The following is a 12,087-nucleotide window of genomic DNA, read 5'->3' on the forward strand; positions in this document are numbered from 1 at the left end:
CTCACTGTGAAGGCGACTGACCCAGCAGGCCAAGCACCGCATCGGCGGCCTGATTGGAGGCGTCGCGGCGCAAGATCCGGTGAATGGCATCGAAGCCTGCAGTCTGCGCTTCGCCGCCATCGAGCAGCGGCAACAGCGTTTGCGCGAGGGTCTCGGCGGTTGCTGCGTCCTGCAACAATTCCGGGACCAGCAAACGCTGGGCAAGCAGATTAGGCAAGGAAACGTAAGGGCTTTTCACCAGACGCTTGAGTATCCAGAAGGTAATCGGTGCCAAGCGATAGGCAACGACCATGGGGCGTTTGTACAGCAGAGCTTCAAGTGTCGCCGTGCCGGATGCGATCAACACCGCATCGCACGCCGCCAGCGCCAGGTGCGAGCCGCCGTCGAGCAGCAGCACCGGCACGTCGCGCCCTTGCAACAGTTGCTCGATCTGCACGCGCCGCTCAGGGCTGGCGCATGGCAGCACGAAGCGAATGCCCGGGCGCAAGGCCATCAGACGTTCCGCTGCGTCGAAGAACAGACCACCGAGGCGCCCTACTTCACCCCCTCGACTCCCGGGCATTAGCGCAACCAGCGGCCCGGCAGCCAGACCCAGTTCTGCTCGCGCCGCAGCGCGATCAGACTCAAGAGGGATGGTGTCAGCCAAGGGATGACCGACAAACCGCACGGGTACGCCTTTCTCTTCGTAGAAACGAGCTTCGAAGGGCAGCAGCGTCAGCATCAGGTCGCAGCCTTCGCGAATCTTCAGCACGCGTTTTTGCCGCCAGGCCCAGACCGACGGACTGACGTAATGCACCGTCTTGATTCCAGCGCGCCGTAGCTTGAGTTCGATATTGAGGGTGAAGTCCGGGGCATCGATACCGATGAAGACGTCAGGCTTTTCACCGATAAGCGTTTGAACAAGCTGCTTGCGCTTGGCCAACAGCTCTTTGAGTCGACCCAGCACCTCGACCAGCCCCATGACCGCCAGGCGTTCCATCGGGAAGTAGGAAACCATGCCTTCGGCCTGCATCAGCGGACCGCCGACACCGATAAACTCGACAGAGGGATGACGAACCTTGAGCGCGCGCATTAAACCTGCACCCAGGATATCGCCTGACGCTTCGCCTGCTACCAGCGCGATTCGCAGTGGCCTGCTCATTAACGCGTGATGCCGCGGGTCGAAGCCTGAATCGACTCAAGGAACACAGCGACCTCAGGGAACAACGCAGCAGGTTCGGCGAGCTCGGCAATGGCTTGATCGACGGTCAGTCCCTGGCGATAAACCACCTTGTACGCGCGCCGTAGCGCGTGGATGGTCTCTTCGCTGAACCCACGACGGCGCATGCCTTCGAAGTTCATGCTGCGAGCTTCAGCCGGGTTACCAAAAACGGTGACAAATGCCGGCACATCCTTGCCAATTGCGGTGCCCATGCCTGAAAAGCTGTGGGCGCCGATATGGCAGAACTGATGCACCAGGGTGAAACCAGAGAGGATCGCCCAATCATTGACGTGCACATGCCCTGCCAACGCGGTGTTGTTGACCAGAATGCAATGATTGCCGATGACGCTGTCGTGACCAATGTGGGCGTAGGCCATGATCAGGTTGTGGTCACCCAGGGTCGTTTCCGCACGATCCTGAATCGTCCCGCGATGGATAGTCACACCTTCGCGGATAACGTTGTGATCACCGATCACCAGACGCGTCTCTTCGCCTTTGTACTTGAGATCGGGCGTGTCCTCGCCTACCGATGAAAACTGGTAAATGCGGTTGTGCTTACCGATCTTCGTTGGGCCCCTGAGAATCACATGCGGCCCAACGACTGTACCCTCGCCGATTTCCACACCAGGTCCGACGATCGACCAAGGGCCGACCTCTACATTGTCGGCCAGGATGGCCGTCGGATCGATGATTGCGCGAGGGTCAATCAAACTCATAGTTTACGTTCCGCGCAGATAATTTCTGCGGAACACACAGGCTTGCCGTCGACCGAAGCCTGACATTCGAATTTCCAGATCTGACGCTTGCAGCTGATGAATTTAGCTTCAAGGATCAACTGGTCACCCGGCAGCACCGGCTGACGAAAGCGCAGTTTGTCTGAACCTACAAAGTAGTAAAGCGTGCCTTCGGATGGCTTCACGTCCAGCATTTTAAAACCGAGGATACCTGCGGCCTGGGCCATCGCTTCAATGATCAGAACGCCCGGCATGATTGGATGCTGAGGAAAGTGACCGTTGAAAAAAGGCTCATTGATGCTGACATTCTTGTACGCACGAATGCTTTTGCTCTCGACATTCAGATCCACCACACGATCCACCAACAAGAATGGGTAGCGGTGAGGCAGGTATTCGCGAATCTCGTTGATGTCCATCATTTCGGGGGGGAAGCCTGTAGTAAAGAGTGGGAGTACGCGACTGAGGCGCAGCACTCCTGTTGCAAATCAAGGAGGCAGTCTATCGGCTGTGCACGCTTGATATCAAAAGAGTATCAGCCATCAGATGACTCATTACCGCCTGAGGTCACGGCTTCAACGACCTTTTCCAACTGTTGCAGGCGCCGCGCCATGTCATCCAACTGACGAATACGCGCCGCACTTTTGCGCCATTCCGCAGCGGGCTGCATCGCAGTCCCCGAAGAGTAGGCACCGCGCTCGGTAATCGAGCGGGTCACCATGGTCATACCTGTGACGAAAACGCCATCACACACTTCTATATGGCCCACCATGCCGACACCGCCGGCAATAGTGCAATGCTTACCAATTTTGGTACTGCCCGAGATACCGACACACGCCGCCATGGCGGTGTGATCGCCGACCTGCACGTTGTGCGCGATCTGAATCTGGTTATCCAGTTTGACCCCGTTGCCGATCAATGTGTCGGCTAATGCGCCGCGGTCGATGGCAGTATTGACGCCGATTTCCACGTCGTCACCGACCAGAACACCACCGATTTGCGCGATTTTCTGCCAAACGCCTTTTTCATTGGCGAAACCGAAACCTTCACCGCCGAGCACGGCTCCCGACTGAATCACAACGCGCTTACCAATGCGTACATCGTGATAAAGCGTGACCCGCGGGGCCAACCAGCCACCTTCGCCAATTTCACAACGAGCGCCGATAAAACAATGGGCTCCCACTGTGACCCCGGCTCCGATACAGGCACCGCTTTCGATAACGGCAAAAGCGCCCACGCTGGCGGTGGCATCAACCTGAGCGTCCGCCGCAATCACTGCAGACGGATGCACCCCAGGCAGGGCCTTGGGCTTGGGGTCGAAAAAATGGGAAATTTTCGCGTACGCCAGATAAGGATCAGCCACTAATAGCGCATCACCGGCAAAGCTCTCAGCATCCGCTGGCTTCAGCAGCACGGCAGCAGCATGACTATCGGCGAGGAACTTGCGGTACTGCGGATTGGCCAGAAAACTCAACTGACCAGGGCCAGCCTCTTGCAAAGTGGCCAGCCCGGTAATCTCTTTATCCGCGGCGCCACGTAACGTGGCGCCGAGGAACTCAGCCAATTGGCCAAGTTTGATGGTCGCAGTCATGATTACTTCAGCTGATTCATGCGCTCAATCACTTGGCGAGTGACGTCGTACTGAGGTTTGACATCAATGACAGCGCCACGCTCGAATACCAGGTCATACGCGCCTTTTTTGATCACTTCTTCTACAGCCTGATCAAGTTTTGGCTTCAACTGCTTGAGCATTTCACGGTCGGCAACCGCTTTGGCTTCATTCAGCTCCTTGGACTGGAACTGGAAGTCACGAGCCTTTTGCTTGAATTCAAGCTCAAGACGCTCACGCTCTGGTTGCGCCATCTTGTCGCCACCGCTGACCAGACGATCCTGAATACCCTTGGCACTGCTTTCAAGGCTTTTCAGCTTGGTCAATTGTGGGCCGAATTTCTTCTCGGCATCCACGGCATATTTCTTGGCAGCGTCTGATTCGAGCAGTGCCATTTGATAGTTCAGCACTGCAATTTTCATTTCAGCAAATGCTGGGGTCGCTATCAGGGCCGTGGCCAAGATAACCAGCTGAGTCAACTTACGCACGATGCACTCCTACAAAATCCGTTGTCGTTATCGGTGATCAGACGATTAGAAGGTCTGACCGAGAGAGAATTGGAATATTTGGGTTTCCGCATTGTCCGGTTTTTTGACCGGCATAGCCACGGCAAAACTCAACGGACCCAGTGCCGTAACCCACGTCACGCCGACACCCACAGAGCTTGCCAATCCAGAAAGGTCGATATTGTTGCACGTAACTTTTTCGCCATTTGCTGTGACTTTGTTCGAATCACAATTGCTGTCGAATACGTTACCGACGTCCCAGAACACAGAGGTCCGCAGTGAGCGTTGATCTTTGATGAATGGCAGCGGGAACATCAGTTCGACACCACCCTGAAGCAGTACGTTACCACCGAACGGCAACGGGTTCTGATCCGGGTCTAACGACGTGCCTGGGTTAGTACCTTTACTCGGGGTACTGCGCGGACCCAGGGTGCTGTCCTTGAAGCCACGAACCGAGTTGAAACCGCCGGCATAGTAGTTCTCGTAGAACGGCAGGCCTGTCGTTGACCCATAACCATCGCCATAACCCAACTCGGTGTGCAGACGCAGGGTGTAATTATCGGTCACCGGGTGGAAATACTGACCGCGGTAATCAAGCTTGAAGAACGACAGGTCGCTGCCCGGCGTAGTGGTTTCCAATACCAGGCTCTGGGAATGCCCACGCGTGGCCAGCACACCTTTGTTCAGCGTCGACTCGGACCAACCGGCCGAAGCCTTGAAGTTAAGGTACTTATTGCCTTCTTGATTAACGAAGTCAAAAATCTCATCGACCGTGTAAACGCCGGTCTTGATTTCGTCCTGCTGAACGGTAAGGCCGAAGGTCAAACGCGAGGTTTCGTTGATCGGGTAACCGACGCTCACACCCGCGCCCAAGCTGTCTACGGCATAGCTGGCCACATCGACGTTGAGGTCTTTGTAGTCAGTGGTGCGATAGAACGCGTTGTAACCCAGGCTCACGCCATCGGCAGTCCAGTAGGGGTCGACAAAGCCAAAGTTGTATCGGCTCTGGTATTGGCTGCGAGTCAGGCCAATGCTGACCTTGTTACCGGTACCGAGGAAGTTGTTCTGGCTGATCGAGCCACCGAGGATCAGGCCCGCACTCTGGGCGAAACCGACGCTGGCGGTGATCGAACCGGACGCTTGTTCTTCAACGGCGTAATTGACGTCAACCTGATCGTCGGTGCCCGGTACCGCAGGCGTTTCGACGTTCACTTCTTTAAAGAAGCCGAGACGCTCAAGACGGGTTTTCGATTGGTCGATCAGATAGGTCGAAGCCCATCCACCTTCCATCTGACGCATTTCACGACGCAGCACTTCATCGGCAGACTTGGTGTTGCCGCGGAAGTTGATGCGGTTGACGTAAGCACGCTTGCCCGGATCGACCACAAAAGTAATGTCGACCGTGTGATCTTCATTGTTCGGGGTCGGAACGCCGTTGACGTTGGCGAAGGTATAGCCTTCGTTACCCAGGCGACGAGTGATCAGCTCAGACGTAGTGGTCATGACTTTGCGCGAGAACACTTGACCGGGCTTGACCAGCAACAGGGCCTTGACCTGGTCTTCGGGTACTTTCAAATCGCCGCTCAGCTTGACCGACTTGACGCTGTACTTCTCGCCTTCATTCACGTTGACCGTGATGTAAACGTTTTTCTTGTCAGGCGTGATTGATACCTGGGTCGAGGCGATATCCATGTTGATATAGCCGCGATCGAGGTAGTAAGAACGCAGACGTTCCAGGTCGCCGGAGAGTTTTTCCCGGGCGTACTTGTCGTCGTTCTTGAAGAATGACAGCCAGTTGGTGGTCTTGAGTTCGAACAGACCGATCAGGTCTTCATCAGGGAAGACGCTGTTACCCACCACGTTGATGTGCTGGATAGCGGCAACCGTGCCTTCATTGATGTTGATCTTCAGACCGACGCGGTTCCGCGGCTGCGGCACAACCTCGGTGGCGACGTCAGCCGAATAACGACCTTGCGCAACGTATTGACGTTGCAGCTCGTTACGCACGCCTTCAAGGGTCGCACGCTGAAAGATCTCACCTTCAGACAGACCTGACTGCTTGAGCCCCTTCATCAGGTCTTCGGTGCTGATCGCCTTGTTGCCTTCAATGTCGATGCTCGCGACAGAGGGCCGTTCGACTACAGTAATGACCAGGACATTGCCATCGCGGCCTAGCTGGATATCTTGAAAGAACCCGGTTTTGAACAACGCACGAGTGGCATCCACCAGGCGACGATCATCCGCAGACTCGCCGACATTCAACGGCAAGGCACCAAAGACGCTGCCCGCGGATACCCGCTGGAGGCCATTGACACGGATATCGGAGATAGTGAAGGACTCAGCGTGAACTTCGGCGATCATCAGTACGGCGAGAACCGCAGTTAGCAGCAGACGTTTCATGAAGTCCTTTCTTATTCCAACTGGCAATAAACAAATTGCCGCAAAATGCGGCAAATTCGCAATTCAGCGAAGCTTTACAGTCGACCCAGATCGTTGATCAAGGCAAGCAACATCACCCCGACCACTAAGCTAATACCGATCTGAATCCCCCAACCTTGCACCCGATCCGAGAGCGGACGACCCCGCGCCCACTCAATCAGGTAGAACAACAGATGTCCCCCATCCAATACTGGAATGGGCAACAAATTGAGAACACCCAGGCTAATACTCAGATAAGCGAGGAAATTCAGGAAGTCACCTACCCCTGACTGGGCCGAAGCGCCCGCCACTTTAGCAATGGTTATCGGTCCGCTCAAGTTTTTTACAGAGAGCTCGCCGAACAACATTTTCTTGAGTGAATCAAAGGTCAGCACACTCATGGTCCAAGTGCGCCTGGCGCCCTCCCCCACGGCGGCTATAGGCCCGAAGCTAACCTCTCGTAACATCTCAGGTGGCCAATCGATACCTTTGACCCCTGCGCCCAGATAACCGGTCGCAGTTTTTCCCTCACCTCGTACCGCCAGCGTCAACGGCACATCAAGCTGAGCGCCCTCACGCTCGATACGCAAAGAAATTTTTGCATCGGGTCGCAGACGGACAGCGTCGACGACCTGCTGCCAATCGCTCAATGCTTGACCGTCGAGCGCCACAAGCCGATCACCTGTCTTCAGGCCTGCAGCTTGCGCCGGGCCTTTTGGATCGAGCTCGGCCAGCACCGGCGGCAAAGCCGGACGCCATGGGCGAATACCCAGCGAACGTATCGGGTCGGGCTCATCAGCACCCTTGAGCCACTTATCCAGCGCCAACTCACGAGGGGAATCGACCGTCGAACCCTGATCACGCACGCTGAGAGCAACGGTACCGCTCTCGCCCAGACGCCGTACCAGCTGCAAGTTCACTGCTGCCCAGCCCGATGTCGGCTCACCGTCAACGGAGACGATCTCTTGCCCTGCGCTCAAGCCACCTTTGTCGGCGATGCTGCCTGACTCAACCGCGCCAATCACAGGACGCACCTGCTGACTGCCGAGCATTGCCAGGAACCAGAAAAAGACGATAGCCAGCAAGAAATTGGCGACCGGACCGGCAATCACGATTGCAATACGTTGATACACAGTCTTACGGTTGAAGGTCTGATCCAGCTGATCGGCCGGTACCTCGCCTTCCCGCTCGTCGAGCATCTTCACGTAACCACCCAATGGAATGGCTGCGATCACGTATTCAGTGCCTTTGCGATCATGCCAGCGAAGCAGCGGCATGCCGAAACCCACCGAGAAACGCAAAACTTTGACGCCACAACGCCGAGCCACCCAAAAGTGGCCAAATTCGTGAAAGGTCACCAGCACACCCAATGCCACCAAGGTGCCGACAATCATATAGAGCGCGCTCATCAACTTTCTCCGGGTACCTGCCTTGTACAGTGTGAAAGCCTTGTATGGGTTTCACACCACCACAATCGCCTGCGCCGTCTGATCTACCGCTATTACCGCCCGTTGCGACCGAGCCATTGCTCAGCCAAACCGCGCGCTTTTGAATCTATCTCGAATACAGCGTCGAGTTCCTGCACTGCAACGACGGGCTCAAGGTTCAAAACCTCATCAATGATACTCGCGATCTCTGGATAGCGGATGCGCCGTTCAAGAAACGCTGCAACGGCCACCTCATTGGCTGCGTTGAGCATCGCTGGCGCGCTGTTACCCGCCTCTGCTGCCTGCCGTGCCAGACGCAGGCATGGAAACCGCTGCTCATCCGGGGCCTGGAAATCCAGGCGCGCAATACTGAACAGGTCCAGCGGCGCGACACCCGAGTCAATCCGATCTGGCCAGGCCAGCGCATGAGCAATCGGTGTACGCATATCCGGATTACCCAGTTGAGCCAACACCGAACCATCCACATAATCGACCATGGAGTGGATCACGCTCTGCGGATGAATAACCACTTCAACCTGATCGGGACGCGCGTCGAACAGCCAGCAGGCTTCGATCAATTCGAGCCCTTTATTCATCATGCTGGCGGAGTCTACAGAAATCTTGCGCCCCATCGACCAATTAGGATGAGCGCACGCCTGTTCTGGAGAGACATACATCAATTCGGACAAGGGCGTTTCACGAAACGGACCGCCCGAAGCAGTCAACAGAATGCGGCGCACCCCGACCGAGCCCAGGCCACCGGTATAGTCATTGGGCAAGCACTGGAAGATCGCGTTGTGCTCGCTGTCGATCGGCAGCAGCACGGCACCGCTACGCTGCACAGCCTGCATAAACAACGCACCGGACATCACCAGCGCTTCTTTATTGGCCAGCAGTACCTTCTTGCCCGCCTCGACAGCCGCCAGGGTAGGACGAAGCCCTGCCCCGCCAACGATCGCCGCCAATACGGTATCGACCTGAGGATGAGCCGAGACTTCACACAAGCCGCGCTCACCTACCAGCACCCGCGTATCAAGGCCGGCAGCCGCCAGATCATCTTGCAGACCGCGGGCGACATCAATGTCAGGCACCACGGCAAACCGGGGGGAGTGACGCACACACAGCGCCAGCAACTCTTTCAAGCGACTGAATCCGGTGAGCGCAAAAACCTGATACCGCTCAGGGTGGCGAGCGATGACGTCAAGCGTACTCAGTCCAACGGAGCCAGTAGCGCCCAGGACCGTTATTTGTTGAGGCTTACTCACAGCGTTCCCCAACTGGCAGCCCAGAGCAGTACTGCAAAGACAGGGATGGCAGCAGTCAAGCTGTCTATACGGTCCAGCACACCACCATGGCCCGGCAGTAGATTACTGCTGTCCTTGATGCCGGCCTGACGCTTGAACATGCTTTCAGTCAAATCACCGACGACCGAGATCAACACCACGATTGCGGCGCCCAGTAAACCCATGAGGAGTTGCGAGCCCGACCAGCCGCGAACCATTCCGACAATGGCGGTGATCAACAGGCTGGCGATCAAACCACCGAACACGCCTTCCCAGCTTTTGCCCGGACTGACCTTGGGCGCAAGCTTGCGCTTGCCAAAAGCCTTCCCTGAGAAATAAGCGCCGATATCGGCACCCCAAACCAACACCATGACTGCAAGGATCAACCCATTGCCCAGAGGCCATTGCTTGATCAGAACCAATCCCTGCCACGCGGGCAACAGAACCAACAGACCGATCACCAGCTTACAGGCAGGTCCAGACCAGTGAGCACTGGTATCCGGGTAGGTCAGCACCAGGAAAGTTGCCGCCAGCCACCACAGCGCCGCAGCACCTAAAACCCAGGGCGCCAGAGCTGGCAGCAGGTGCATCAGCAGCAACAAGACAGCGACCAGCGCAGCATAGGCAACCCGTGCAGGCTGGGCAGTAAAACCCGCCAGACGCGCCCACTCCCAGGCACCCAAAGTCACCACTACGCCAATAAACAAGGCAAAACTTGCACCTTCGAGCAGAAAAAAACCGCATAAGGCGATCGGCAGCATGATCAGTGCGGTGATGATTCGTTGTTTCAGCATTAAGCCCGGGCTCCAGCTTCTACCTGTTCGCTCGTTTTACCGAAGCGACGTTGGCGGGAAGCGAAATCTGCCAGCGCAGTGCGCATGGCATCGTGTTTGAAGTCCGGCCAGAAAAGGTCGGAAAAGTACAATTCGGCGTAGGCAAGCTGCCAAAGCAGGAAGTTACTGACGCGATGCTCGCCGCCAGTGCGAATGCACAAGTCCGGCAATGGCAGATCACCGGTTGCCAGGCATGTCTGCAACAACTCAGGAGTGATTTCCTCCGGACGCAGACGCCCGGCCTGAACCTCGCGAGCCAAATGCTGGGCAGCCTGGGCGATATCCCATTGCCCACCGTAGTTGGCGGCGATCTGCAGCACGAATCGACCAGGGCCGGCCGTCCGCTCTTCCGCTTCACGCATGGCAGCCTGCAGCTCAGGATGAAACCGTGAACGGTCACCAATGATCCGCAAGCTGATCGCGTTATCGTTCAGACGCCGGGTCTCACGGCGCAGAGCCGTGAAAAACAACTCCATCAAGGCGCCGACTTCCTCAGCCGGGCGCTGCCAGTTTTCACTGGAAAAAGCGAACAGGGTCAATACCTCGACCTTCGCTTCAGCGCACACCTCAATGACCGCACGAACAGCATCCACGCCTGCTTTATGCCCGGCGACACCGGGCAAAAGACGTTTTTTCGCCCAGCGGTTATTACCATCCATGATGATTGCGACATGGCGCGGTACCGATGACGGTGCCGCCTGCTTGGTCTTGTCCATAAACGCCCTGGCCCTTTATACAGCCATCAGATCCGCTTCTTTTTGCTTCACTGCCGTTTCGATATCCGCCACGAACTTATCCGTCAGCTTCTGGATATCATCGGCAGCGCGACGCTCTTCGTCTTCGCTGATTTCTTTCTCTTTGATCAGATCCTTGAACTGGCTCAACGCATCGCGACGGATGTTACGAACAGCCACACGAGCATCTTCCGCAGCATCACGAGCTTGTTTGGTGAAGCCCTTACGGGTCTCTTCAGTCAAAGCAGGCATCGAGATAAGCAGCAGCTCGCCCAGGTTCGTCGGGTTGAAGCCTAGACCGGAGCTCTGAATAGCCTTGTCGACGGCCCCAAGCATATTGCGCTCGAATGCCACGACCTGCAGGGTGCGCGAGTCCTTGACGGTCACGTTCGCAACCTGATTCAGAGGGGTGTCGGAGCCGTAATAAGGCACCATCACACCACCCAGAATGCTTGGATGGGCCTGACCCGTACGAATTCGGCTGAATGCGTGGGCCAGGGATTCCAGAGTTTTCTGCATACGCGTTTGAGCGTCTTTCTTGATTTCGTTGATCATTGTTCGCCTTCCTCGATCAGGGTTCCTTCAGCGCCGCCATGTACGATATTCAGCAGGGCGCCGGGCTTGTTCATATTAAAGACGCGCAGCGGCATTTTATGATCGCGGCACAGACAGATAGCGGTCAGGTCCATCACGCCCAGCTTGCGATCCAGGACTTCATCGTACGTCAGATGATCGAACTTCTCGGCATGCGGGTCTTTGAATGGGTCTGCGGTGTACACACCATCGACCTTGGTCGCTTTAAGCACTACGTCGGCATCGATTTCGATCCCTCGCAGGCACGCGGCCGAATCGGTGGTGAAGAACGGGTTGCCAGTGCCAGCAGCGAAAATCACTACATCCTTGGCGTTGAGATGACGCATGGCTTTGCGACGATCGTAATGATCGGTCACGCCCACCATGGAAATGGCCGACATCACGATAGCCGGAATGTTAGCCCGTTCCAGCGCATCACGCATGGCCAGAGCGTTCATCACAGTGGCCAGCATGCCCATATGATCGCCTGTCACCCGATCCATACCGGCAGCACTCAAGGCCGCCCCACGGAACAGATTGCCACCACCAATAACCAGCCCGACCTGAACCCCGATACCGACCAACTGGCCGACTTCAAGGGCCATGCGGTCCAGGACTTTCGGGTCAATGCCGAACTCTTCGGAGCCCATCAGGGCCTCGCCGCTAAGCTTGAGTAGAATGCGTTTATAGCGAGCCTGATAACCACTGCCCTGCTGAGCCATTGCGAATCTCTCCTGCGGCGTTTAAAAAAATTCTGTGCGAGCTGTTTTCA

At 56.4% G+C, this 12,087-nt stretch carries 12 protein-coding genes; all 12 read right to left on the reverse strand.

What is annotated here, in order from left to right; translation table 11 throughout:
* Position 1: 1 nt before the first annotated feature.
* Positions 2 to 1,141 (reverse strand): lipid-A-disaccharide synthase, encoded by a 1,140-nt coding sequence (gene lpxB / locus AC1MEA_RS01025; protein WP_449632902.1) that lies wholly within the window; start codon positions 1,139 to 1,141, stop codon positions 2 to 4.
* Positions 1,141 to 1,917, reverse strand: coding sequence for an acyl-ACP--UDP-N-acetylglucosamine O-acyltransferase (gene lpxA, locus AC1MEA_RS01030; protein WP_219061245.1), 777 nt, complete (start codon positions 1,915 to 1,917; stop codon positions 1,141 to 1,143). Before lpxA ends, lpxB begins: the two co-directional genes overlap by 1 nt.
* Complete coding sequence (gene fabZ / locus AC1MEA_RS01035; RefSeq protein ID WP_219061244.1) at positions 1,914 to 2,354, reverse strand: 3-hydroxyacyl-ACP dehydratase FabZ; 441 nt, start codon at positions 2,352 to 2,354, stop codon at positions 1,914 to 1,916. The genes lpxA and fabZ overlap by 4 nt, the downstream gene beginning before the upstream one ends.
* A 113-nt stretch (positions 2,355 to 2,467) precedes the next feature.
* Complete coding sequence (gene lpxD, locus AC1MEA_RS01040) at positions 2,468 to 3,523, reverse strand: UDP-3-O-(3-hydroxymyristoyl)glucosamine N-acyltransferase (RefSeq protein ID WP_480916384.1); 1,056 nt, start codon at positions 3,521 to 3,523, stop codon at positions 2,468 to 2,470.
* 2 nt (positions 3,524 to 3,525) lie between these two features.
* A complete protein-coding gene (locus AC1MEA_RS01045; protein WP_219061242.1) occupies positions 3,526 to 4,029 on the reverse strand; it encodes an OmpH/Skp family outer membrane protein in 504 nt (167 codons plus the stop codon).
* A 45-nt stretch (positions 4,030 to 4,074) separates the two neighbouring features.
* Positions 4,075 to 6,447, reverse strand: a complete 2,373-nt coding sequence (gene bamA, locus AC1MEA_RS01050) for an outer membrane protein assembly factor BamA (protein ID WP_480916385.1) — start codon at positions 6,445 to 6,447, stop codon at positions 4,075 to 4,077.
* Positions 6,448 to 6,521: 74 nt separating this feature from the next.
* Positions 6,522 to 7,874, reverse strand: a complete 1,353-nt coding sequence (rseP, locus tag AC1MEA_RS01055; protein WP_219061240.1) for a sigma E protease regulator RseP — start codon at positions 7,872 to 7,874, stop codon at positions 6,522 to 6,524.
* Positions 7,875 to 7,966: 92 nt separating this feature from the next.
* Complete coding sequence (gene ispC / locus AC1MEA_RS01060; protein ID WP_480916386.1) at positions 7,967 to 9,157, reverse strand: 1-deoxy-D-xylulose-5-phosphate reductoisomerase; 1,191 nt, start codon at positions 9,155 to 9,157, stop codon at positions 7,967 to 7,969.
* The gene (locus AC1MEA_RS01065) at positions 9,154 to 9,969 is read right to left on the reverse strand and encodes a phosphatidate cytidylyltransferase (protein WP_480916387.1); all 816 of its coding nucleotides are present in this window, start codon (positions 9,967 to 9,969) and stop codon (positions 9,154 to 9,156) included. The genes ispC and AC1MEA_RS01065 overlap by 4 nt, the downstream gene beginning before the upstream one ends.
* Complete coding sequence (uppS, locus tag AC1MEA_RS01070; RefSeq protein ID WP_480916388.1) at positions 9,969 to 10,724, reverse strand: polyprenyl diphosphate synthase; 756 nt, start codon at positions 10,722 to 10,724, stop codon at positions 9,969 to 9,971. Before uppS ends, AC1MEA_RS01065 begins: the two co-directional genes overlap by 1 nt.
* A gap of 15 nt (positions 10,725 to 10,739) precedes the next feature.
* On the reverse strand, positions 10,740 to 11,297 hold the full coding sequence (gene frr / locus AC1MEA_RS01075; RefSeq protein WP_219061236.1) for a ribosome recycling factor: 558 nt from the start codon (positions 11,295 to 11,297) through the stop codon (positions 10,740 to 10,742).
* A complete protein-coding gene (pyrH, locus tag AC1MEA_RS01080) occupies positions 11,294 to 12,037 on the reverse strand; it encodes a UMP kinase (protein ID WP_219061235.1) in 744 nt (247 codons plus the stop codon). Before pyrH ends, frr begins: the two co-directional genes overlap by 4 nt.
* Positions 12,038 to 12,087 lie beyond the last annotated feature (50 nt).

This window comes from Pseudomonas sp. ASL8 (assembly GCF_056680355.1).

Coding starts and splice junctions, on each gene's coding strand:
- lpxB (WP_449632902.1), bottom strand. CDS start 1,141: ATGAGCAGGCCACTGCGAATCGCGCTGGTAGCAGGCGAAGCGTCAGGC.
- AC1MEA_RS01065 (WP_480916387.1), bottom strand. CDS start 9,969: ATGCTGAAACAACGAATCATCACCGCACTGATCATGCTGCCGATCGCC.
- lpxA (WP_219061245.1), bottom strand. CDS start 1,917: ATGAGTTTGATTGACCCTCGCGCAATCATCGATCCGACGGCCATCCTG.
- lpxD (WP_480916384.1), bottom strand. CDS start 3,523: ATGACTGCGACCATCAAACTTGGCCAATTGGCTGAGTTCCTCGGCGCC.
- pyrH (WP_219061235.1), bottom strand. CDS start 12,037: ATGGCTCAGCAGGGCAGTGGTTATCAGGCTCGCTATAAACGCATTCTA.
- bamA (WP_480916385.1), bottom strand. CDS start 6,447: ATGAAACGTCTGCTGCTAACTGCGGTTCTCGCCGTACTGATGATCGCC.
- rseP (WP_219061240.1), bottom strand. CDS start 7,874: ATGAGCGCGCTCTATATGATTGTCGGCACCTTGGTGGCATTGGGTGTG.
- uppS (WP_480916388.1), bottom strand. CDS start 10,724: ATGGACAAGACCAAGCAGGCGGCACCGTCATCGGTACCGCGCCATGTC.
- fabZ (WP_219061244.1), bottom strand. CDS start 2,354: ATGATGGACATCAACGAGATTCGCGAATACCTGCCTCACCGCTACCCA.
- frr (WP_219061236.1), bottom strand. CDS start 11,297: ATGATCAACGAAATCAAGAAAGACGCTCAAACGCGTATGCAGAAAACT.